The organism is Acrocarpospora pleiomorpha (assembly GCF_009687885.1).
GTDB lineage: Bacteria > Actinomycetota > Actinomycetes > Streptosporangiales > Streptosporangiaceae > Acrocarpospora > Acrocarpospora pleiomorpha.
This window is the reverse complement of the sequence record NZ_BLAF01000029.1, coordinates 94,511-117,476: the sequence shown is the minus strand read 5'-3', so window position 1 is coordinate 117,476 and position 22,966 is coordinate 94,511. Positions and strand designations below refer to the sequence as shown.

20 protein-coding genes are annotated in these 22,966 nt (G+C 71.2%); 12 read left to right on the top strand and 8 right to left on the bottom strand.

Features of this window, described 5'->3' with window-relative positions:
• Window positions 1–20: 20 nt before the first annotated feature.
• Together Aple_RS25545 and Aple_RS25540 are read right to left on the bottom strand one after the other, a co-directional pair.
• The gene (locus tag Aple_RS25545) at window positions 21–668 is read right to left on the bottom strand and encodes a response regulator (RefSeq protein ID WP_155347230.1); all 648 of its coding nucleotides are present in this window, start codon (window positions 666–668) and stop codon (window positions 21–23) included.
• On the bottom strand, window positions 659–1,900 hold the full coding sequence (locus Aple_RS25540; RefSeq protein ID WP_218038503.1) for a sensor histidine kinase: 1,242 nt from the start codon (window positions 1,898–1,900) through the stop codon (window positions 659–661). The genes Aple_RS25545 and Aple_RS25540 overlap by 10 nt, the downstream gene beginning before the upstream one ends.
• Window positions 1,901–2,190: 290 nt before the next feature.
• Between Aple_RS25540 and Aple_RS25535 the strand changes: the two genes are divergently transcribed.
• From Aple_RS25535 to Aple_RS25515, 5 genes are read left to right on the top strand one after another with little or no spacing between them, the layout of a single operon-like run.
• Window positions 2,191–3,144, top strand: coding sequence for an ABC transporter substrate-binding protein (locus Aple_RS25535; protein WP_155347228.1), 954 nt, complete (start codon window positions 2,191–2,193; stop codon window positions 3,142–3,144).
• Window positions 3,145–4,164 carry a FecCD family ABC transporter permease gene (locus Aple_RS25530; RefSeq protein WP_373869628.1) on the top strand — a complete coding sequence of 340 codons (1,020 nt, stop codon included), beginning with the start codon at window positions 3,145–3,147 and terminating at the stop codon, window positions 4,162–4,164. It abuts the gene before it with no gap.
• Window positions 4,161–4,934 (top strand): ABC transporter ATP-binding protein, encoded by a 774-nt coding sequence (locus tag Aple_RS25525; protein WP_246264766.1) that lies wholly within the window; start codon window positions 4,161–4,163, stop codon window positions 4,932–4,934. Before Aple_RS25530 ends, Aple_RS25525 begins: the two co-directional genes overlap by 4 nt.
• On the top strand, window positions 4,934–5,560 hold the full coding sequence (locus Aple_RS25520; RefSeq protein ID WP_155347227.1) for an adenosylcobinamide amidohydrolase: 627 nt from the start codon (window positions 4,934–4,936) through the stop codon (window positions 5,558–5,560). Before Aple_RS25525 ends, Aple_RS25520 begins: the two co-directional genes overlap by 1 nt.
• Window positions 5,561–5,602: 42 nt before the next feature.
• Entirely contained in the window at window positions 5,603–6,244 is a 642-nt protein-coding gene (locus tag Aple_RS25515) for a Uma2 family endonuclease (protein WP_155347226.1), read from the top strand.
• A gap of 6 nt (window positions 6,245–6,250) precedes the next feature.
• On the opposite strand, the gene Aple_RS55630 is transcribed toward Aple_RS25515, so the two are convergent.
• Both Aple_RS55630 and Aple_RS25505 read right to left on the bottom strand, forming a co-directional pair.
• Window positions 6,251–7,999: a serine/threonine-protein kinase gene (locus Aple_RS55630; protein ID WP_281361611.1), complete on the bottom strand. Its 1,749-nt coding sequence runs from the start codon at window positions 7,997–7,999 to the stop codon at window positions 6,251–6,253.
• Window positions 7,996–9,492 carry a S1C family serine protease gene (locus Aple_RS25505; protein WP_155347225.1) on the bottom strand — a complete coding sequence of 499 codons (1,497 nt, stop codon included), beginning with the start codon at window positions 9,490–9,492 and terminating at the stop codon, window positions 7,996–7,998. Before Aple_RS25505 ends, Aple_RS55630 begins: the two co-directional genes overlap by 4 nt.
• A gap of 192 nt (window positions 9,493–9,684) precedes the next feature.
• Between Aple_RS25505 and Aple_RS25500 the strand changes: the two genes are divergently transcribed.
• Entirely contained in the window at window positions 9,685–10,821 is a 1,137-nt protein-coding gene (locus Aple_RS25500) for a sensor histidine kinase (protein WP_155347224.1), read from the top strand.
• Window positions 10,818–11,480 carry a response regulator gene (locus Aple_RS25495; protein WP_155347223.1) on the top strand — a complete coding sequence of 221 codons (663 nt, stop codon included), beginning with the start codon at window positions 10,818–10,820 and terminating at the stop codon, window positions 11,478–11,480. The genes Aple_RS25500 and Aple_RS25495 overlap by 4 nt, the downstream gene beginning before the upstream one ends.
• Here Aple_RS25495 and Aple_RS25490 read toward each other — a convergent pair.
• Complete coding sequence (locus Aple_RS25490; protein WP_155347222.1) at window positions 11,420–12,130, bottom strand: hypothetical protein; 711 nt, start codon at window positions 12,128–12,130, stop codon at window positions 11,420–11,422. The genes Aple_RS25495 and Aple_RS25490 overlap by 61 nt on opposite strands.
• A 168-nt stretch (window positions 12,131–12,298) precedes the next feature.
• Between Aple_RS25490 and Aple_RS25485 the strand changes: the two genes are divergently transcribed.
• From Aple_RS25485 to Aple_RS25465, 5 genes are read left to right on the top strand one after another with little or no spacing between them, the layout of a single operon-like run.
• Window positions 12,299–14,347, top strand: a complete 2,049-nt coding sequence (locus Aple_RS25485) for a DUF6421 family protein (RefSeq protein ID WP_155347221.1) — start codon at window positions 12,299–12,301, stop codon at window positions 14,345–14,347.
• On the top strand, window positions 14,347–15,003 hold the full coding sequence (locus Aple_RS25480; protein ID WP_155347220.1) for an SDR family NAD(P)-dependent oxidoreductase: 657 nt from the start codon (window positions 14,347–14,349) through the stop codon (window positions 15,001–15,003). The genes Aple_RS25485 and Aple_RS25480 overlap by 1 nt, the downstream gene beginning before the upstream one ends.
• A complete protein-coding gene (locus Aple_RS25475) occupies window positions 15,000–16,067 on the top strand; it encodes a threonine aldolase family protein (RefSeq protein ID WP_155347219.1) in 1,068 nt (355 codons plus the stop codon). Before Aple_RS25480 ends, Aple_RS25475 begins: the two co-directional genes overlap by 4 nt.
• Before the next feature lie 25 nt (window positions 16,068–16,092).
• Window positions 16,093–16,761: a response regulator transcription factor gene (locus Aple_RS25470; protein ID WP_155347218.1), complete on the top strand. Its 669-nt coding sequence runs from the start codon at window positions 16,093–16,095 to the stop codon at window positions 16,759–16,761.
• A 41-nt stretch (window positions 16,762–16,802) separates the two neighbouring features.
• On the top strand, window positions 16,803–17,177 hold the full coding sequence (locus tag Aple_RS25465; RefSeq protein WP_155347217.1) for a response regulator transcription factor: 375 nt from the start codon (window positions 16,803–16,805) through the stop codon (window positions 17,175–17,177).
• Here Aple_RS25465 and Aple_RS25460 read toward each other — a convergent pair.
• Genes Aple_RS25460 through Aple_RS25450 form a run of 3 tightly spaced genes read right to left on the bottom strand, consistent with a single transcriptional unit; the run spans window position 17,140 to window position 22,960 of the window.
• A complete protein-coding gene (locus tag Aple_RS25460) occupies window positions 17,140–18,579 on the bottom strand; it encodes a phytoene desaturase family protein (protein WP_155347216.1) in 1,440 nt (479 codons plus the stop codon). The two genes, Aple_RS25465 and Aple_RS25460, sit on opposite strands and share 38 nt — an antisense overlap.
• Before the next feature lie 29 nt (window positions 18,580–18,608).
• Entirely contained in the window at window positions 18,609–20,579 is a 1,971-nt protein-coding gene (locus Aple_RS25455) for a GAF domain-containing sensor histidine kinase (RefSeq protein WP_155347215.1), read from the bottom strand.
• A gap of 5 nt (window positions 20,580–20,584) precedes the next feature.
• Entirely contained in the window at window positions 20,585–22,960 is a 2,376-nt protein-coding gene (locus Aple_RS25450; protein ID WP_246264771.1) for an ABC transporter permease, read from the bottom strand.
• Window positions 22,961–22,966 lie beyond the last annotated feature (6 nt).

Below are 22,966 nucleotides of genomic sequence, written 5' to 3'. Positions count from 1 at the left end.
ACCCTTAAGGGTGTAGCGGGCTACACCTTGGAGAGGTAGCTCAGGACGGCGAGCACCCGGCGGTGGCCGCTGTCGCTGGGCGGCAGGCCGAGCTTCATGAAGATGTTGCCGACGTGCTTGTGCACCGCGCGTTCGGTGACCGTGAGCAGGTCGGCGATGTCGCCGTTGGAGCGGCCCTCCGCCATCAGGCCCAGGACCTCGTGCTCGCGCGGGGAGAGCGTGTCCACCGGGTGATCCACCCGGCTGCGGGTGAGCAGCTGGGAGATCACCTCGGGGTCCATCGCGGTGCCGCCGGCGGCGACCCGGGCCAGCGCGTCCACGAACTCCGAGACCCGGCTGACCCGGTCCTTGAGCAGGTAGCCGATGCCGCCGCCGCCCTCGGCCAGGAGCTCGGTGGCGTAGGTCTGCTCGACATACTGCGACAGGACCAGGAGGGGCTGCCTGGGGTGGCGGCGGCGCACCTCGATGGCCGCGCGCACGCCCTCGTCGCGGAAGGTCGGCGGGAGCCGTACGTCGACGACGGCGATGTCCGGGCGGTGCTCCTCGATGGCCGCCAGGAAGGCGGGCGCGGTGTCGACGGTCGCGGCGACCTGGTGGCCCTCGGTGCGCAGCAGCAGCGCCAGGCCCTCGGCCAGCAGCACGTTGTCCTCGACGATGACTACCCGCACGGCAGCTCCACGGTCAGGGTGGTGGGCCCGCCGGGCGGGCTGGACAGCTCGGTCCTGCCGTCGAAGGCGGCGACCCGGCGGCGGATGCCCGCCAGACCGCTGCCGGACGCCTCGTCGGCCCCGCCCCGGCCGTCGTCGCTCACCCGCAGGGTCAAGGACGCCTCATCGCCGTGCACGTGCACGGTGGCGCTGGCGGCGGTGCTGTGCCTGGCCACGTTGGTGAGCGCCTCCGCGACCACGAAATAGGCGGCCGCCTCGACCGCCGCGGGCAGCCGGTCCACGCCGTCCACGGTGGCCGCCACCGGGACCGGGCAGCGGGCGGCGAGCGCGGCCACCGCGCCGGGCAGGCCGCGGTCGGCCAGGATCGGCGGGTACATGCCGCGGATGATGTCCCGCAGTTCGGTCATCGTCTCCTCGGTGCTCAGCCGGGCTTCGGCGATGAGTTCCGCGGCCTTGTCCGGATCATTGGCCAGGATGCGTTCGGCCACGCCGAGGCGCATCGCGATCGAGACCAGCCGGGCCTGGGCGCCGTCGTGCAGGTCGCGCTCGATCCGGCGGAGTTCGGCGCCGTGCGCGTCCAGGGCGGCCGTGCGGGTTTCGGTGAGTTCGACGACGCGTTCCGCCAGCCGTACCCGCTCGGGGGTGGCCAGGAGGGCGCGGGTCAGGCGGGCGTCGGCGGTGGCCAGCAGGGGCAGCACGTACGAGCCGGCGATGGCGACGGCCAGGAAGTGGAGCGGGATCGTGATGGCCACGCGGGGCCAGCTGTCCAGGGCGAAGCCGACCAGGTAGATCGCGTGCTCGGGGAGCGGCGCCCACCACCAGATCGGGACGGACAGGTCGAAACCGAGGGCCGCCCAGACGCTGAGGCCGAGCCCGGCCATGATCACGCCGATCACGATGTGGCTGGCCATCCAGCCCGCGTCCCGCCAGGTCATCGGGTCGCCGAGGACGATCCTGGCCCGGGCCAGGATGCCGCCCCGGATGGGCGCGTACTCGGCGACGACCGGGTCGCCCAGCCATCCCGCCGCCACTTTGCGGCCGCGCCCGGCGATCCAGCGGTTCAGGCGCACCACGTACGGCAGGATGATCAGCCCGACGAAGGTGGCGCTGGACAGGAACGCCAGCAGGAACACCACGGAACCGATCACGCAGACCGGCACCAGCAGCAGCCCGAGAAGCAGCCGCCCGGTAGCCCGGACCGCTCGCCCCAGACGCCGCCGGACCCCGCTCACGCGAGCCAGCCTATCCAGCTCTGTCCTGGTCTTGCGGGAGTCGCTCCCGTATGTCCCGGTCGGGGCCTGGCTGAAGCCTGCCGTCCGGACATTGGTACCGTTCGTTCGACGCGTATCGTGCAGCGAAGTCCGGTTTGAGCCCGGCGCTGTCCCGCAACTGTCAGTCCCGCCCTCCCCTGGGCGGGTGAGCCAGGTCGCCTGCATCGTGCGCTGACGTCATCATCCCTCGTGGAAAGGGTGATCCGTCTTATGACGCGGTCTCTCGTTTCCCGGCGACTCTGGAGGAATCCGTGAGGCCCAAGGCTCTCGCGGGCGCGTTGCTGGGTGTTCTCCTGCTGGCCGGATGCGGTCAGCCTGCCGACACCGCCGCTCCCTCGACTCAAACCCCGGCGACCCCAACCCCTGCCCCGTCCGTCGCGGCCGGGGCCTTCCCGGTGACCGTGAACGCCGGGAACGGCTCGATCACCATCGCCCAGCGGCCGAGCAGGATCGTGTCGCTGTCGCCGACGGCCACCGAGACGCTGTACGCGATCGGCGCGGGACCGCAGGTGATCGCGGTCGACGACCAGTCCAACCACCCGGCCGAGGCGCCCAAGACCGAACTTTCCGGGTTCAAGCCCAACGTCGAGGCGATCATCGCCGAGAAGCCGGACCTGGTGATCCTCGCCAACGATCTGGAAGGCGTGCTGGACGGCCTGGGCAAGGTCGGCGTGCCCGTCCTGCTGGAACCCGCCGCCGCCAACCTGGACGCCGCCTACGACGAGATCAACGACCTCGGCCTGGCGACCGGGAACGCGCGCCAGGCGACCGAGCTGGTGGCCTCCATGAAGAACCAGCTGGAGCAGCTGGTCATGGCCGCGCCGAAGGGCAAGGGGCTCACCTACTACCACGAGCTCGACGTCGTGCCCTATTCGACGACTTCGCTCACCTTCATCGGGCAGATCTACGGGCTGTTCGGCCTGGAGAACATCGCGGACGAGGCTCCGGACGCGGCGGGCGGTTACCCCAAACTCTCCGCCGAGTTCGTCGCCAAGGCCGACCCCGACCTGATCTTCCTGGCGGACACGAAGTGCTGCGGGCAGAACGCGGGCACGCTGGCCAAACGTCCGGGCTGGTCGGGATTGTCCGCCATCAAGGACGAGCAGGTCGTCGAGCTGGACGACGACATCGCCTCCCGCTGGGGGCCCAGGATCGTCGACCTGGCCAGGAGCATCAGCGAGGCCGTGCAGAAGGCCACGAGCTGATTGACTCGGCACAGGTTCAGGCTGTGGGCCCTCAGCGCGGCCGTGGTCGTGCTGCTGGGCTCCATGGCGGCCGGACTGCTGGTCGGAGCCGCCGGTCTCGCGCCCGGTTCCGTCCTGTACGCGTTGCTCGATCGGTTGCCCTTCGTGTCGATCGACTCGGGGCTGCTGCCGGTCGAGCAGGGCGTGCTGTTCGAGCTGCGGGTTCCTCGGGTGCTGCTCGCCGGGCTGGTGGGCGGGCTGCTGGCGATCGCGGGGGCCGGATATCAGGGGGTTTTTCGCAATCCGCTCGCGGATCCGTACCTGCTGGGGGCGGCGGCCGGGGCGGGGCTGACGGTCACGTTGGTGATCGTGGTGACGGGGGATTCCGGCGCCGTGCCCGTCGCCGCCTTCGCCGGGGCGGTCGGCGGGGTCTTCCTGGCGTACGCGCTGGGGAACACCGCCGGGCGGGGCGGCGGGACCGCCACGCTGGTGCTCGCCGGGGTCGCCGTGACCTCGTTCCTGACCGCGATCCAGACGTTCGTGCAGCAGCTCAAGGTCGAGGAGTTGCAGCGGGTCTACTCGTGGATCCTGGGGGATGTCGGGGGCGGCTGGCCGCAACTGGTGATGATCGCGCCCTACGCGCTGGTGTCGGTCGTCGTCATGCTCGCGCATGGGCGGCTGCTGGACGTGCTGGCGGTCGGCGACGACGAGGCCACCAGTCTCGGGCTGCACGCCCGGCGGGTGCGGCTGTTCGTGCTGCTGGCCGCCTCGCTGGCGACCGCGTCCGCGGTGGCGGTGAGCGGATTGATCGCGTTCGTAGGGATCGTCGTGCCGCATGTGGTGCGGCGGCTGGCCGGGTGGTCCTACCGGATCGTGCTGCCGCTGTCGCTGCTGGGCGGGGCGGCGTTCCTGGTGATCGCGGATCTGGTGGCCAGGACCGTGCTGGCGCCGGCCGAGCTGCCGATCGGGGTGGTGACCGCCTTCGTGGGGGCGCCGTTCTTCGTGCTGGTGCTGCGGCTGACCAGGCGGGTGGAGACGTGATCGAGGTGCGCGGGCTGGGGGTGCGGCTCGGGGGGCGGGCGGTGCTGGGGGATGTCGGCATGGCCGTACCGGACGGGGCCTGGCTGGCGGTCATCGGGCCCAACGGCGCGGGGAAGTCGACGCTGCTCAAGGCCATGATGGGGCTGCTGCCGCACGACGGCGAGGTGCTGGTCGGCGGGCGGGGGGTCCGGCGGATGAAACCGCGCGAGCGGGGCCGCCTGATCGCGTACGCCCCGCAGAACCCGCTGCTGCCGCCCGATATGACCGTCGCCGATTACGCGATACTCGGGCGAACCCCCTACATCCCGTATCTCGCCCGGGAGACCGCCCACGATCGTGAGGTCACCCGCTCCGTCCTGGCCCGGCTGGATCTGGCCGCTTTCGCCGATCGCCCGCTCGGCCACCTGTCCGGTGGCGAACGCCAGCGGGTGGTGCTCGCCCGCGCGCTCACCCAGCAGGCGCCCATCCTGCTCCTCGACGAACCCACCACCGCCCTCGACCTCGGCCACCAGCAGCAGGTCCTGGAACTCCTCGACCGCCTCCGCCTGGACGACGGCCTCACCGTGGTGACCACCCTGCACGACCTCAGCCTGGCCGGACAGTACGCCGACTCCCTGCTCCTGCTCTCCCAAGGCCACGCCGCCGCCTCCGGCCCACCCCAGGACGTCCTCACCGAACCCCTGCTCACCCGCCACTTCGACGCCCACGTCCAGGTCACCCACCCCCATGGCCGCCCGGTGATCCACCTCATCCGCCCCGCGGACCGCTGATGCGCGTCACCCTCACCCACCGTCACGAAGACGGCGCGCACCTCGCCGCCCTGCTCTGCCATTTCGGCCCCGGCTGGCGCATGATCTCCTCCGCACCCCTCGGCGGCGGCATCGGCCCCCGCCACTGGGTCCTCAACGCCCAGGTCGTCCCGCACTACTCGCGCATGGACCCGGCCGCCCACCTAACCGAGATCTCCCCACCCGGTCCCGGCGTCGGCATGCTCACCGCCGCCCACGTCCCCGCCTACACCCACGCCACCGACCACGACACCACCGCCCTGGCCACCGTCGGCCTCCGCATCCCCACCTGGGCCGCCGCCCCCGCCGGCACCGTGGACCCCGAACTCCAACCCGGCACCATCAACATCATCGCCACCCTCCCCGTCCCCCTCACCGACGCCGCCCTCGTCAACACCGTCATCACCATCACCGAAGCCAAAACCCAGGCCCTCCTCGAATCCGGCTACCCCGGCACCGGCACCGCCTCCGACGCCATCTGCGTCGCCGCCCCAACCCACGGCTCTCCCGAATCCTTCGGCGGCCCCCGCTCCCGCTGGGGCAGCCGCCTAGCCCGCGCAACCCACAACGCCATCCACCAAGGCATCCGAAAATGGGAAATGTCGTGATAGCTTGACTACTTTTAGTTACGGAATTTCGGGAAGTAGCATGTGACGGAGCGCGAGAATCCCGATACTTGGCGGGTGACCGTAATGGCAGCTAGAGAACCGATGTCTGAGCCGATGTCTGACGATCGGACGGCTATTCCCGGCAAGCCGCCGTTCACTGTCGATGACATGCTCAAGTTCCCCGAGGACGGGAACCGCTACGAACTCCTCAACGGGAGCCTGCTCGTGAGTCCCGCACCAACCCCCCTCCACCAAGATGCTCTCTTGGAACTCGCCACGATTCTCCGGGTGGCGTCGCCACCGGAACTGAAGCCGATGTTGGAGGTCAACCTGCGCTTGGGTCCGCAGGATTACTACATCCCGGACCTCGTGGTGGTATCCAAAGCGGCCATGCGCAGCACCGAACTGATGTTCGAAGCAAAGGACATCTTGCTCGCCGTAGAGATAGTCAGCCCGAGCACGCAGATGCGGGATCGGCAGATCAAGAAGGCGGTTTACGCCGCGGCCGGCATTCCCCTGTACTGGCGGATCGAGCTCCTGGAGTCGCCGAGCCTGTTCATCTACCAGCTCGGCGACGAGGAATACGACCTCGCCGAGGAAGTCAAAGCAGGCGACACCGCCCGACTCTCGGTGCCCTTCCCGGTGGAGTTCGACCCGATCCAGCTGGTCACCGATTGGGTTTAGCTCTCCCTAGTTGGTGAACTTCACGCTGTTCACGATGGTGTTGATGATGCCGTCGTCGCATTTGGCGGTGGGGCAGAAGAAGGTGATCAGGGCGGAGGGTTTTCCGGTTCTGGCGACCAGGAAGGTGCGGAAGTCGAGGCGGCCGGTTCCGGCGCCGTCGCTGAGGACGCCGGTCATCTTGAAGGCGGGCTGGCCGCCTACCGAGGTTGCCTCCGGGGTGCCGGGGATGGCCACCGAGCCGGGCAGGGTGGCCTGGAGGCCGGTTTGCAGGTCTTCGGTGGAGTTGGAGGTGCTGATCGTTTCGGTGGTCTGGGCGACCATGCCGGTGGCTCGGTTGGGGGAGCTTTGGATGATCGGGTTCACGGCTGACCAGTCCGTGTTGCCGGGGACGGCGAAGAGGCCGTCGAACTCCTCCACCGCCGCCGCGGCGGTGACGTGCTGGTCGGTGTACTCCTTCAGGGTCCATGTGTCGGGGTAGGAGAAGGAGAACGGCGCCGCGATGTTCCCGGGGTAGGTGTTCCAGGGGGCGTTCTGGTCGCCGCCGCTCTGGGAGACCACGTAGACGATGGCGGCCGCGACCACGCTCAGCGCCGTCACCCCGCCGATCACCGCCCCGACCGGGAACTTCTTCTTCACGGCGGTGCTGGGCACGGTCTGCGGCGCGTATGTCGGATACGACGGATTCGGATAGGAAGGATTCGGATGGGAAGGATGCTGCCCATACGGGTATGACATCTGCGACGGATGCGACGGATGTGACACCGACGGATACGACATCGGCGGATTCGACGTCGGGCCCGGATACGACTGCTGCGGGTAGTAGGGCGACGACTGGGTCCCCGCCGGGGGCGGCCAGCTGCGCGCGCCCGGATTGCTGGGCTGGCTCGGCTGGCTCGGATGGTCGCTCTCGGTCCCGCTGATCGCGTCCCGCAGCGCGGTCACGAACGCCGTGCAGGTCGGATACCGGTCCACCGGCGACTTGGCCAGCGCCCGCTGCATCACCTGGTTCACCCCGTGCGGCAGATCCGGCCGGTACGGCGTGAGCGGCGGCGGATCGTGCGACACGTGCGCGTACAGCAGTGCCAGCTCGGTGTCCCGCTGGAACGGCGGCTGCCCGGTGAGCGCTTCGTAGACGACGCAGGCGAAGGCGTACCCGTCGCTGCGGCCGTCCACCGGAAGGCCGCGGATCTGCTCCGGCGCGACGTAGCGCGGCGTGCCCATGAAGTGGCCGTGGCTGGTCAGCCCGGCCTCCGCGGAGGCGCTCTTGGTCAGCCCGAAGTCGGTCAGGTAGACGTGGTCGGCCTCGGTCACCAGGATGTTGGCCGGTTTCACGTCCCGGTGCACCAGGCCGTTGGCGTGCGCCGCGTCCAGCGCCGAGGCGATCTGGGCGAACAGCCGGTTGGCGCGGGCCACCGGCAGCGGCCCGTGGGTCTGCACCAGCCGCCGCATGTCGCTGCCCTCCACGTAGCGCATCGCGATGAAGAGCAGGTCCTCGCTCTCGCTGGCCTCGTAGATGGGGATGATGTGCGGGTGGTCGATGCTGGCGACCAGCCGCGACTCGCGTACGAACCGGTCACGGAAGCGGGCGTCGTGGGCCAGCTGCGGGGCGAGGATCTTGAGCGCCACCGCCCGCCCGAGCCGCTGGTCGCGGGCCCGGTAGACGGTGGCCATGCCGCCCCGGCCGATGACCGCCTCGATGGTGTAGTCGCCCAGCTGCTGGCCGACCAGGGCCGGAATCGGGGATCCGTCGCTCATGGCATGTCCGCCGCGTGGCCGCAGAAGCCGCAGAACCGGTGCGCGTGCCCGAGCCGCATGCCGCACTGGGTGCAGAACTTCTGCATGCCCATCTGCCCGACCTGGACCGGCATCGGCTGCCCGAGCTGGGCCTGCCCGAGTGGTGGTGACATGTCAGATCCAGGCGGCGGGGGCGGTATCGACGGGTGCGAGCCGCCCCCGCCGTGGAACATCTCGGTCTGTGCGGGCCAGGAGGTGACCAGCGCCGCGTTCTCCAGCGGCGGCCCGCCGCCGGGGCCGTTCCCCCCGCGCCGCCGCTTCAGCAACATCGGCACGGCGATCGCCACCAGCGCGGCCACCAGCACCACCCCGCCGGTCACCCAGACCCACGGGGAGACCCCCGAGGCCTGCTTGGCCACGGGCGCGGCGCTCTGCTTCTTGGTGCCCGCGTCCTCGCCCGTGTTCGCCTTGGTCCTGGCGATCCGGAGGTACTCGATGGCGACCGGATGGTCCTGCCGCTGGCTCAGCACGCGTTCCAGCACGGGGATCGAGGCCGCGTACAGCTTGTTGTGGTAGGAGGCCAGGGCGCTCTCGAACACCACGTCCACCGGGCCGCGCCGCGCGCTCACCCCGGCCGCGACGAGGGCGGACTTGATGTCCTCCACGGGCGTCACGGTGGCGGGGAAGCTGCCGCCGCCGGCCAGCAGGCCGACCACTTCGCTCTTGTAGTCGTCGATGACCGCCCCGCCGATGGAGTCGCGGGCGGCCACCAGCTTGTCGACCTTGGGCTGGTCCTCCTTCTTGAAAGACCGGCTGCCCGGCGGGTCGAAGTGCGCGGTGTCCAGCTTCGGCGGCGCCTTGGCCGACGGCGGTGTGGCCAGCGTCATGACGTCGATGGACTCCACGGTGGTGCCCAGCACGGAGCCGAGCGGCACGGTCGGCAGCCCGTCCTTGCCGGCCGGGGCGACCTTGAGCACGGCCGGGGCCACCGGGGAGTCGCCGGCGTGCAGGATCTCGGCCTTGAGCCCCTGCGGCAGCGGCGGCTGCAGGTAGGGGAAGGCGGTCACGGTCGTGGTCACGGTGGCGTTGCAGGTGGAGCTCTGGGTGCGCGGCGGGTAGCAGGCCTGCAGCCGGATGTTGAGGTCGGGGTCGCTGATCGTGTGCTTCTCGAAGTCGGCCGGGATACTGACCTTGAAGTATTCGGCGAAGACGCGGTTCGCGGCGTAGATCCGCGCGTCCCGGTCCGACTGGACTACCGACGTGGCCGTCACGATCACTCCGTCCGGAGTAACGGTGAAACCGCTCCCCTCGGCGAGTTCGGTGTCGTACTCTCGGACGACCTGCTGCAGCTTGCTGCGGTCGTCGAATAACGTGATCGAGACATGGGACTCGGACTCCACCCGCACGGCCCCCGGAGTGACCCGGTCCGTCGAGCCGCTGGGGTGGGGGTGCAGCATGGGCATGGTGAACATGCCAAGGGCGCCGAGCCCCGCGATAACCGCTAGGCGGGGCATCTCCGCCTCCTCTTCGACTCGGAACAGATCCAGACTCGCAGTGCGCCGAGTGCCGGACAAGGGCTGGCACCGTGACGACATTCACTTGATACCCGCCAAGGATCAAGCATGCGCTTGCAAACCACTTGTAATCGGATTGAACCGGTCCATGGAGCGCTACTCGTGACGTCGCGGACAGATTAATCTGCCCCCATGGCCTTCCGCATCTCCAAGGTGGATCTCCTCATCGGCACCGCCGTGGCGGCGATCGGCGTCGTTGAGGCGTTCACCACGGCGACCGCTCACGGCGCTGCGCAGAACCCCGAGCTGTGGTGGATCCCCCAGGCTCTGCTAGCCGGGATTCTGCTCGCATTCCGCTGTAAGTCGCCCGTTGTGGTGTTCATAGGCATCGTACTCATGCAGTACGTATGGCATCGGCAGGGTCATGAGAGCTGTCAAGTTCACCAGCTCATCTCCCTCTTGATCGCCTTCCACACGCTTGGCGCGAAACTACCGTTCCGACCTGGCGGTTTGTGGGCTCTGGCGGGCATCCTGGTGTTCGATTCCGGGGCCATCGACCACCGGATCCTGCCGCCTGAGGAAGTAATTTTCCTTACAGTCATGTTCGGCTTCGCCTACCTGACCGGGCTCGGTCTGCGCGGCTACCTGGTCCGGATGCAGCGCATGGCCGAGCAGGCCACGCAAGCCGAGCTCGAACGCGAGCGCAGGGCCGCCGAGGCGGTGACCGCCGAGCGCAACCGGATCGCCAGGGAACTGCACGACGTGGTCGCGCACAGCGTCAGCATGATGGTCATGCAGGCCGGGGCGCTGCGCCGCACCCAGGGCGGCGAGAACCCGATCCTGCTGAACATCGAGCAGACCGGCCGGGAGGCCGTCAACGAGCTGCGGATCATGCTCGGCGCGCTCCGCATGCCCCAGGACGAGGCGCTGCCCCAGCCCGGCCTCGACCTGGTCGAGAGCCTGATCTCCACCGTGCGCAACTCGGGCCTGCGGGTCACCCTCGCCATCGAAGGCGAGCCGGTACGGCTCGCGCCCGGCCTGGACCTGTCCGCCTACCGGATCGTCCAGGAATCGCTCACCAACGCCGTCAAGTACGCGGGCGAGGCCGACGTCCGGATCCGGATCGCCTACCACCCGCTCTCGGTCACCATCGAGGTGACCGACAACGGCAAGGGCGCCGACTCCGAGCTGTCCACCGGCAACGGCCTCATCGGCATGCGCGAGCGGGCCGAACTGTTCGGCGGCACCCTGGACGCGGGCCCGCGGCCGGAGGGCGGCTTCCGGGTCCGCGCGGTGCTGCCCACCTCCCAGGGAGTGGTACTGGTATGACCATCAGGATCGTGCTCGCCGACGACCAGGCGATGATCCGGGCCGGGCTGCGCATGGTGGTGGAGAGCGAACCGGGCATGGAGGTCGTGGGCGAGGCCGGGGACGGGGTCGAGGCCGTCGCGCTGGCCCGCCGGGTCCGGCCGGACGTCGTGCTGATGGACATCTCGATGCCCCGCCTGGACGGCCTGTCGGCGGCCAAGCAGCTGCTGGACACGCCGCACCCGCCGAAGATCATCATGCTCACCACGTTCGACACCGACGAGAACCTCTACGCGGCGCTGCGCGCCGGGACCAGCGGGTTCCTGCTCAAGGTGTCGCCGCCGGAGCAGCTGGTGGAGGCGATCCGGGTGGTGGCCGCCGGGGACGGCCTGCTCGATCCGGCCGTGACCACCCGGGTGATCGCGTCCTTCGCCGGGCGGCACGATCCGGTCCGGCCGCCGCAGCTGTCCGAGCTGACCCCGCGCGAGCTGGAGGTGCTGCGCATGCTGGCGCGTGGCCTCACCAACGCCGAGATCGCGGGGGAGCTCTTCGTCGGCGAGGCCACGGTCAAGACCCATGTGGCCCGGGTGCTCATGAAGCTGAGCCTGCGGGACCGGGCTCAGGCGGTGGTCTTCGCGTACGAGTCTGGCGTGGTGACGCCCGGGGCGGCGCTCGGGTAGTAGGAGATCCACTCGGCGTCGGTCATCCGCAGGACCTTGACGCCCAGGTAGCCGAACGCGGCCGCGGGGGCCGCCCAGAGCGGGACCGTCAGCGGGCCGTACGGGGCCAGGAAGCCGGCCCACCAGCCGAGCAGGATCGCGCCGACGACCCACCACGGCGCGAATCCGGCGCGGCGCAGCGCGATGGCGACGAGGCCGGCGCCGATCGGGCCGAAGAAGATCCACGGCATCTGGAAGCCGAAGATCACGCCGGGCAGGTTGAGGATCTCGTCGAGGATCTTCGCGGCCTGCTCCGGCGGGTTCCGCTGGCCCAGGTACCACTCCACCGGGTCGATCATCAGCAGGGCGGACAGGGACAGGAAGCCGACCACGGACATCGCGCCGCCGATGTGGCCGAGCACCACGCCGCGCCTGCGGGCGACGTGCAGCACGCCGATGAGCGCCACCGGCAGCAGGATCCAGGACCAGTGGTAGAGCGCGGACTGCAGCTGCGCCAGCGCCGGGTTGTCGCCGAAGCTGACCGCCTCGCGGTCGTCGCCCCAGGTGCCGGGGTCGACGAGGACGGCGATCAGCTGGAGCAGCGGGGCCAGGATCAGCAGGACTCCGGTGACGGAGCGGCGGAATCTGACCGCGTCGTTGAGTTTGAACATCGTTTCCCCCTCGGGTTCGGTTTATCGCCGCGGACGCTACGGGCGGGGACCGCGCGGGTACGTCCGCCATACGGGTGATACGCCGTCCCCCGTGAGGGCGACTTGTCGTGGCATCGAGGTTGTTGTGTATATTTTCCGCTATATGGCGTATCGGACAGGAGATATTTCATGACTGCCTTCCCGCGGGTGTTGTTCGATGAGGCGCACAGCGAGGCGTGGACGATCCGCAGGGAACGGGCGGAGGCCATGAATCCGGGGCATCCCGATGACAATGGGTACACCCGGGCGGCCGAGCTCCTGCGCAGGCTGGGATACCAGGTGGCCGCGTTTACCGAGGGGCCGCTGACCGCCTCGGCGCTGGCCGGGCAGGACGTGTTCGTGATCGCCCATCCGGCCGCGGACCGCTGGGAGCGCACCACCGGGCTCGGCAGCCCTGTCTTCCCTGTGGAGGAGCTCGACGCCGTCGAGGAGTATGTGCGGGCCGGGGGCGGTCTGGTGGTGCTGGCCGAGCACGAGCAGGAGAAGTACGGCAGCAATCTCACCGACCTGCTGGCCAGGTTCGGCGTCGGGGTCGCCCACGTGACCGTCCAGGACCCGCGTAACAGCCACAACCAGGTGGCCGCCTGGATCCGGGGTGTGCAGGGCGCGGGCGAGGTGGACGGGGTGGATCTGCTCGCGGGGGCCGCTCGGGCGTGTTTCTATCGCGCCGGGGCGCTGACCGGGGCGGGGAACGTGCTGTTCCGGACCTCCGCCGACGCCGATCCGGCGGGGGAGCCGCTGGTCGTGGCCGTGCGCCATGGCGCGGGCCGGGTCGTCGTGGTGGCCGACTCCGACCTGTTCGGCGACGACTCCATCGGCGAGTTCGACCACGCCCGGCTCTGGGCCAACCTGGTGACCTGGGCGGCGCGGGTCCCCTCCGCCGCACGTCCGGCCGCCGCGGTGCCCGCCGAGTTCGCCGAGCTGAAAGCAGCCGTGGAGCAACTGCGTCCCCTCCAGGCCAAGGACGGCTCGGTCCCCGAGGACAAGACCCGCGCCGCCGCCCTCGTATCGGAAATCTCCGACCATGTCGTACGGCTTGCGCCGCGTTTCCCCCACGACGCCGCCTACCTGGACGCCGTGGTGGCCGATCTCGCCAAATGGGCGGACAACGGGCTTGAAGTGCCCGACTTCCTGGACTCGCTGAACGCCTTCCACCCCGACGAGCAGCGGGAGGACGGCCTGGAACACCTGGTCGTCTTCCCGATGTACACCCAGAACGGCAACCCCAGCCGCAACCTGGAAGCCGTCTGGATCAGGACGGTCTGGCCGGACTGGCTGGCCAAGGTCGAGGCCGGGCGCTACGACAACCCGATGTTCGTGCCGATCACGTTCGTGGACTTCACCTCCGGCTACGACACCAATTCGGCCGTGCTGTTCCCCGAGACGGTCGCCGTGCGCGAGACCCCCGCCCGGTTCTCCTGGGGCGGCATCTTCTGCGACCGCGAGGCGGCCAGGTTCCGGGCCGTCACCTCGGCGGCCGCGGAGACGCTGAAACTGGCCCTGCCCGCGGACGCGGCCCGGCTGGTCGCCTCCCGGGAGCTGGCCCAGGACGCGTTCGTGCTGTGGGACCTGATCCACGACCGGACGCACTCGCACGGGGACCTGCCGTTCGACCCCTTCATGATCAAGCAGCGGATGCCGTACTGGCTCTACTCGCTGGAGGAGCTGCGCTGCGACCTCACCGCGTTCGGCGAGGCCGTGTGGCTGGAGGACGAAGGTGTGCCGCAGGCGCGGTATGTCCAGTACGCGATGCTGTTCGATCGGCTGTTCCGGTTCCCGATCACGGGGGATCGGGTGCGTAACTACGACGGGCTCGGCGGGCAGCTGCTCTTCGCGTACCTGCATCGCAACGGGATCGTGCGGTGGACCGACAACCGGCTCAGCATCGACTGGCCCAGGGTCGCCGGGGGTGTCGCCGACCTGCGCGGCCAGGTCGAGAAGCTGTACCGGGACGGGATCGACCGCGCCAAGCTGGCGCACTGGCTGGCCGCGCACGACCTGGTCGCCGCCTACGTGTCGCCGCACCCGGCGTCCAAGTGGGCGGCCCGGGACCTGCCGGAGGAGCAGAAGGCCATGGTGGACGCGGTCCTGCCTGACGAGTTCCCGCTGAGCATGTTCTACGAGGCGCTGCGCCGTAAGCTCACCGATGTCGTCGAATCCACGAAGGGTGTGCGCTGATGTCGCGGGTCATTCTCATCGCCGGGGCGGGCGGTCCGGCCGGGCAGGCCGTCGTCCGCCGGTTCACCGGGCTCGGTGACACCGTCATCGGCGTGGACAAGTCCGGCGCCGACGGGTCGCTGCCGGTGGACCTGCTGGATCAGCGGGCCGTACAGGAGCTGGCTGAGCGGGTCAAGGCCGAGCACGGGCGGGTGGACGGGATCATCCACCTGGTCGGCGGCTGGCGCGGGTCGCCGAGCTTCGCCGAGACCTCGCTCGAGGACTGGGCGTTCCTGCACGATCTGCTGATCCGCACGCTCCAGCACGTCACGCTGGCCTTCGAACCGCTGCTGCGGGCCTCCGCCGACGGCCGGTTCGCGATCGTCTCCGCCAAGGCCGCCGAGCGTCCCACCCAGGGCAACGCCGCCTACGCCGCCGCCAAGGCCGCCGCCGAGGCGTGGACGCTGGCCTTCGCCGACGCGCTCAAGGGCACCGATTCGGCCGCGGTGATCCTCGTCGTGACGGCGCTCGTGCACGACGCGATGCGCGCCGTCGCCGCCCCTGGCCGGGAGTTCAAGGGCTTCACCGACGTGGCCGACCTCGCCATCGCCCTCAGCGACCTGTGGGACACGCCGGCCGGCGAGGTCAACGGCCGCCGCATCGACCTGACGGGATGACGCGCGTGCCCACCCATGCGATCCGGCGTCACGACCCGGCCGTGACGAGCTTCGCCAGCGACAACTACGCCGGCGTGCATCCGGAGATCCTGGCCGCCATCGCGCTCGCGAATGGCGGCCACCAGGTCGCCTACGGCGACGACGTCTACACCGAGGCGCTCCAGGAGATCTTCCAGGCGCACTTCGGCGAGGAGGCCAGGACCTGGCCGGTGTTCAACGGCACGGCCGCGAACGTGGTCTCGCTGCGCGCCATGTGCGCGCCCTGGGAGGCGGTCATCTGCGCCGAGAGCGCTCACATCAACACCGACGAGGGGGGAGCCCCCGAGGTGGTCGCCGGGCTCAAGATGCTGCCCGTGGCCACCCCCGACGGCAAGCTCACGCCCGCCCTGATCGACCGGCAGGCGTGGGGCTTCGGCGACGTGCACCGGGCCCAGCCCCGGGTCGTCTCGCTGTCCAACGCCACCGAGCTCGGCACCCTCTACACGGTCGACGAGATCAAGGCCGTCTGCGCGCACGCGCACGAGCTGGGTCTGCTCGTGCACATGGACGGGGCGAGGATCACCAACGCGGCCGCCGCCCTCGACGTGCCGCTGCGGGCGCTCACCACGGACGCGGGCGTGGACGTGCTCTCCTTCGGCGGCACCAAGATCGGCCTGCTGCTTGGCGAGGCCGTGGTCGTGCTCAATCCGGCGGCCGCGCGCGGGCTGCCGTACCTGCGCAAGACGAGCATGCAGCTGGCCTCCAAGATGCGCTTCGTCTCCGTGCAGTTCGAGGCGCTGCTGGCGGGCGACCTGTGGCTGCGCAACGCCCGCCAGGCCAACGCGATGGCCAGGCGGCTGGCGGCGGCCGTCGAGGGCATCGGCGGCGTCGAGATCACCCGGCCGGTGCAGGCCAACGCGGTCTTCGCCCGGCTGCCCGCCGCCGCGGCCGACCGGCTGCGCGAGCGCTTCCGCTTCTACACCTGGAACGCCGACATCGGCGAGGTCCGCTGGATGTGCGCCTTCGACCTCACCGAGGCCGACGTGGACGCCTTCGCCGCGGCCATCGCCGCCGAACTGGCGTAAGGCCACCAGGTGTAAGCTGCGGCGCGTGACGTTGCGGGTAGTGATCGCGGAAGACTCGCTGCTGATCCGGGAAGGCGTCGAGCGCGTGCTGTCCCGCGATCCGGAGCTCCAGGTGGTGGCCGCCTGCGCCGACCTGCCCGAGTTGCTCGCGGCCGTCGAGACCCACCAGCCCGACGTGGTCGTCACCGACGTGCGCATGCCCCCGACCTCCTCCGACGAGGGCATCCAGGCCGCCACCAAGCTGCGCGCCAGCCGTCCGTCCACCGGCGTCGTGGTGCTCTCGCAGTACGCCGAGCCCTCCTACGCCACGATGTTGCTGGCGGGGGGCAGCGCGGGCCGCGCCTACCTGCTCAAGGAACGGGTCGGCGAGCCCGGCCAGCTGGTCGAGGCGGTGCGCGCCGTCGCGCGCGGCGGCTCGGTCATCGATCCGATCGTGGTCGAGGGCATCCTCGCCGACTCGATGAAACGCCGGGCCTCGCCGCTGGCCACGCTGACCCCCAGGGAACGCGACGTGCTCGCCCAGATCGCCCAGGGGAAGAGCAACGCCGCCGTGGGGGAGACCCTCTACCTGAGCGAGAAGTCGGTGGAGAAGCACATCAGCGTGCTGTTCGCCAAACTCGGCCTCGAATCCACCCCCGAGGTCAACCGCCGGGTGCTCGCCGTGCTGCTCTACCTCGCCGAACAGGGGGGATAACACCCTCACCAGGGCGGGCCCGATGGGGCAGGCTGGGAGACATGGGGCCCGTCGAAGTGCGAGTGAACGTACTGATAGTCGACGACCAGGGACCGTTTCGAGCAGCCGCCCGCCGGCTCGTCGCCCTGGTCGCCGGGTGGCGGGTGATCGCCGAAGCCGTCTCAGGCGAGGACGCCCTCGCCGAGGTCGCCCGCACCCGCCCCACCGTGATCCTGATGGACATCAACCTGCCCGGCATCAACGGCATCGAGGCCACCCGCCGCATCCTCGCCAGCCATCCGGACACCGCCGTCGTGCTGGTCTCCACGTACGCGGCGGAGGACCTTCCCCCCGACGCGCACACCTGCGGGGCCACCGGCTACATCCGCAAGGAGAACCTCACGCCCGCCCGGCTCCGCGAACTCGTCCCGATCTGAGGTCCGCCAGGGCCAGGCGGGCCGCGTGGTGGCCGCTCATGCCGTGCACGCCCGCGCCTGGCGGGGTGCTGGCCGAGCAGAGGTAGACGCCCTTGAGCGGGGTACGCCAAGGCTTGAGGCTGTACAGGGGACGTCCGAAGAACTGCCCGAGGTCGGCGGCCCCGCCACCGATGTCGCCGCCGATGTAGTTGGGATTGTGGGACTGCATCGCGGCGGGCGGCATGACGTGCCGGGCGAGCACCCGATCGCGGAATCCCGGGGCGAAACGCTCTATCTGCGCTTCGATATGCGGTGCCATGTCATAGTCCGAGCCATTGGGCACATGGCAGTACGCCCAGAGGGTCTGCTTCCCCTCAGGCGCCCGGGTCGGGTCGGCGACGCCCGCCTGGACGACCAGAACGTACGGGCTGACGGCCGGTCGGCCCTGCGCCACGGCGGTCTCGCCGGCGGTGATCTCCTCCAGGGTGCCGCCGAGGTGGACGGTGCCGGCGCGGGAGATCTCGGGATCGCGCCACGGGACCGGACCGTCCAGCGCCCAGTCGATCTTGAAGACGCCGGGGCCGTGGCGGAAGCGGCCGAGTCGGCGCGCGTACCCGGCCGGGAGGTCGGCGATCTGGAGGAACTGGCGGGGCGGCAGGTCGAGCAGCACCGTTCCGGCCGGGGGAAGATCGCGGAGTGAGGTGACCGGGTGCCCTGAGACGGTCTCCGCGCCCAGCTTGCGGAGCCGTTCGACCAGCAGGTCGGCCAGCACCTGGGAGCCGCCCCTGGCCACCGGCCAGCCGACCGAATGGGCCAGCGAGGCCAGCATCATCCCGTAGCCGCCGGTGATGGGGGCGCGCAGGTCGAGCATCGAGTGCGCCGCCATCCCGGCGAACGCGGCGCGGGCGGGAGCCGTACGGAACAGGGACCGGGCCAGGACGGTCGCGGGGAGCGCGCCGAGCGCGCCGTAACGGGCGGCGGCCAGCGGCGCCCTGGGCAGGCCGAGCGGCGACAGCAGCGTGTCCACCAGCGGGAAGCCCGCCCGGGCGGTCGCGCCGACGGCGGCCTGCCAGGCGCGGCCGTCCCGGCCGAGACCGGCGGCCGTCGCGGCCGGGTCGCGGTGGATCAGCACGGCGGGCCCGTCGTCGAGCGGGTGCGCGGCCGGGACCTCCGGATGGGCGAACTCCACCCCCAGATCGGGCAGCCGGTCCCGCAGCGCGCGCGAGGCGAGCGACAGCGCCAGCACGGTCGCGCACACGTCGTGCGTGAAGCCCGGCAGCGTCAGCTCCGCGCTGCGCAGGCCGCCGCCGAAACGTTCCGCCCCCTCCAGCAGCAGCACCCGGCGGCCCGCCTCGGCCATGGTCAGCGCCGCCACCAGGCCGTTCGGCCCGGAACCCACGACGATCGCGTCGTACTCACTCATGATGTCTTCCATTCACGCGGCACACCAGGTCAAACGTTCGTTTCGACGGGAATCTCGCCGCGGATCCGGGTGCCCGCCCCGAGCTCGGACTCCACCGTGAGGGTGCCGCCGATCGCGCCCAGCCGGTCCCGCATGTTGACGAACCCGTGCCCGGCGTCGCCGACGGCGAAGCCGGTGCCGTCGTCGCCGACCTCGAAGCGGAGCAGCGCGCCGGTGGCTGCCAGGTCCACGGTGATGGCGGCGTCCGCGCCGGCGTGCTTGCCCGCGTTCTGGATGGCCTCCAGGCAGCAGAAGTAGACGGCCGCCTCGATCTCCTCGGAGTAGCGGCGGGGCAGGTCCACGCTCACCGAGCAGGGCAGCGGGGAGCGGCGGGCGGCCGAGCGCAGGGCGTGGTCCAGGCCGTGGTTGCGCAGCAGCGGCGGGTAGACGCCGTGGGCCAGCTCGCGCAGGGCCGCGATCGTGCCCTGCACGTCGGCGCGCAGCTCGTCGAACAGGTTCTCGGTGGCGCCCGGCTCCTCGGCGATGATCTCCCCGGCCAGGCTGAGCTTCACCGACAGCGCCACCAGATGCTGCTGGGCGCCGTCGTGCAGGTCGCGCTCGATGGCGCGGCGGGCGGCGTCGGCGGCGGTGACGATGCGCAGGCGGGAGGCCTGGAGCTCCTCGTTGCGGCGGCGCAGCTCGTCCAGCGAGGCCTGCAGGGCCGAGTCCAGGCGCATGTTGTGCAGAGCCAGGCCGACCTGGCGGCCGAGCTGGACCAGCACCTGGTCGTCGGCCTCGGAGAACGGAGGCGCGTCCACCGGGCGGCGGACCACGATCAGGCCGAGCAGCTCGCCCAGATGCGCGGCGGGCGCCACCCGGATCGGGCCGCCGTCGTCGCTGAGCAGCCCCGGCATCCAGACGGCCAGCCAGGACGCGCCCCCGACCCGCGTCCTGCCCACCACGATCCGCTCCCGCTCGTTGAGCTCAAGACGGGCGGTGGGCAGGTCGGGCACGCTGAGCGTGCGGTGCAGCACGCCGTCGGAGCCCACCCAGATCTCCGCCCCGGCGGGCGCCATGGCCGCCTTGAGCGACTCGGCCAGCTGGAGCAGCAGCTCGTCGAACGGGACGGCGCGGCTCATCCGGGCGCCGAACGTGGCCAGCACCTCCTCCGGCGGCACCCCGGCCCGCCCGGTGATGGCGCGGGCGGTGGCCAGCAGCCGGACCCGGAGCGGGAAGGCGAGCACGGCCACGACCAGGGCCGCGGCCATGCTGGAGACCAGCAGGTCGCGTTCGGTGTCTTCGGGGAGGCGGCCCAGGCCGAGCACCACCACCAGGTACACGCTGGCGATCATGACGGTGAAACCGGCCGCGACGACCGCTTCGAGCAGGGCCTTGTCGCCGACGTGGGCGGTGGCGGGCACGTGCCCGAGCAGGGCGCCCACCGGGACCACGACCAGGGCCACGACCAGCCAGGTGAGCGGGTTGGCCGGGATGCCGAGCAGCAGGTAGAGGCCGATCAGGGTGGCCCCCGCGGAACCGGCGAGCAGCAGGCCCGCGCCCGTCCACTGCAGGGCCGCCCGCTGGCGGGGCGAGGCCTGGCCGCAGCGCAGGATGATGCCGGTGGCTCCGGTCCCCGCGGCCAGCACGGCGGCCAGGCCGTACAGGCTGGGCGGGCCGCTCAGGGCGGCCAGGCCGACGCCGAGCACGGCGGCGACGGCGGCGATGGCGCGGCGCGGGAGGCTGCGCAGCTCCCCGTCGGGGAGGGCCAGGGCGAACGCGAGCCAGCCCGCCATGGCCACGGGCACGGCGGTGGTCCAGATGGCGGCGGCCGACTGCAGGACGGCCACCAGGACCGCCCACCGGGCCACGGCCGGTCGCCCGACCAGCTGGCAGCCCGCGGCGGTGACCGCCCACCCGGCCGCCACGATTGCGCTGGCCAGGTTGGTGCCGTCCCAGAGGCCGACGCCCAGCGCGGTCAGCGCCGCCGCGCTGCCCAGCCAGAGCGCGAGAGCACGGGTCATCTGGATCACTCCGCTCGCAGGACGTGGCCGACCCTGAGCCTGGCCGCGAGATGCCCCGGCCAGGCGGCCAGCAGGTTGGCGATGAACAGGACGGCGGGGCCGATCAGGATCAGCGCCCAGAACGCCACCGGCGGCACGTACGCGAACGGCCAGGTGTCGGCCACCAGACGCCACAGCGTGCGGCCCAGCGCCATCCCCAGCGGCACGCCGAACAGCAGGCCGATCACGGCCAGCACCGACGCCTGGGTGACCACGATCCAGCGGGCCTGGCGGCGGGTCAGGCCGAGCGCGCGCATCACGGCCACCTCATGGCTGCGGCGGCGTACGGCGGTCGCCAGCACGTGCCCGACCGCGCCGACCGCCAGCAGCGCCAGGAAGGCGGCCAGCAGGACGGGCAGGATCTCCATGTCCCTGATCTGGGCCAGCTGCACCAGCGGAATCGGCGGCTCGTACATGGCGAACTCGACGCCCGGGACCTTATTGACCGTGTCCATCAGCGTCTGCGGATCCACGCCCGGGCGCACGGCGACCAGCACCGAGTAGAACTTGAAGGTGTCGAAGAGCGCGTCGAACCCCGCCGGGGTCACCAGGCCGCCGTCGAAGTACTCGTTGTGCGCGCCCTTCGGGACCAGGCCGATGCCGCTCACCCGGAACGTGCCCCGGCCCGGGTCGCCGGTCAGCGGGATCTCGTCGCCGACGTCCGCGCCGAGCGCCTTGGCCGTGTTGACGGCGAGCATGACCTCCTGGTCGTCGCGGGGGAGCCGGCCCTCGCTGACGACGACGGGCAGCGCCTTCGGGCCCTGGTCGAAGGTGTGCAGGGCGACGGCGGTCTTGCCGGACTGGGCCACCGCGGTCGCGTCGCCGGTGACCCCGGTCACGTCCGGGTGCTGGGCGAGAGCCTGGCGCACCGCGTCGTCGGCGGGGACCTTGCCGTTCTGGGCGAGGTAGATGCCGGCCTGGAAGGTCTGGCCGAAACGTTCCGGGCGCTCGCCCGCGTCGGTGACGCCGCTGGAGAAGGTGAAGGCGGCCAGCACGCCGAGCACCCCGGTGACCGTGCCGAGCAGGGCGGGCCGCACCGGGACGGCGCCGCAGCCCTGGCCGGGTTCCAGCGCGAAGCGGGTGCCGACCACGGCGGGCACCGGCAGGTTGGCCCGCGCGGCCAGGGTGGCCACGGCGGAGCGGCGGAACGGGCGGGAGCCGAGGCGGCCGAGGGCAGCCGACGCCGACAGCGCCGCGGCGAGGGCGACCGCCGCCGGGACGGCCAGCGCGCCGGGGATCAAGATCAGCGCGTCGAAGTCCAGGCCCGGGTCCGGTTCGAGCAGGGCCGCCGCCCCGGCCGGCATCCAGTTCGAGGCCCCGTACGCCAGGCCGACGCCCAGCACCGCGCCGGCGGTCGCCGCCAGCACCGGGCCGAGGGAGGCGTTGCCGACGCCCTGCCGGGGGGTCATCCCGACCGCGCGCAGCTGGTGCAGGTCGGCCGCCGTGGCGGCGGTGTACCGGGTGACCGACTGGCCGATCAGGACCAGCGCGGCCGCCAGCACGGCCAGGCCGAAGGCGAGCAGCGACAGCGACTGGAAGACCAGGAACTGCTGCTCGGTGGTCTTCAGCTCCTCGCCGGGCCAGACGTCGATGCTGGAGCGGCCGGTGGCCTGCGCCAGCTCGCGCTTGAACGTGGGCAGCGCCGCGGGGCCGCCCTTCAGCCGGACCAGGGCCTGGACCACCCCCAGCCCCTTGGTCCCCATCACGTTGTCCCGATATTTCGCGAAAAAGGCGGGTGGGAAGATGACCTCGCCCTTGGACTCGATCGTGTCGGAGAACCACGGGGAGCGGATCACCCCCACGATCCGCGCGGTCAGCGTCGGCCCGGTGTAGGACAGGTCACCGCTCGGGCCCTTGCTCAGAATCGCGTCGACCGCCTCGGGCGTGGTCAGCCGGACGGTGACCGTATCCCCGACCCGCTTGCCATACGTTTCCGTAAATTTCGGGAGAATCACCACTTCGTCCACCCGGCCGGAGGACGGCAGCCTTCCCTCCAGCACGACCGGCTTCTCGATCGTCTGCCACGTGCTCGCATCCCCGGGTATCGGCATGTCCGGGAAGACTCCCGGCGGATCCAGGACCGTGTAGCCGGGCGTGAGCGGGAAGGTCATCAGCGCCGCCACCGACGGCAACGCCCGGACCCGCTCCCAGTCGAACCCCGGAATGCTAGGCACCACGACCGCGTCGAACGGCAACGTCACCGCCACCAGCCGGTCGATCGCCGTCGCCCCGCGCCGCGCCCCCGCCACCGCCGCCAGCACCGTCCCGGCCGCGAACGCGATCAGCAACGCCAGCACCACCAGCGACCGCCACCGCCGCCGTATCTCCAGCCTGAGCCACATCCCGGA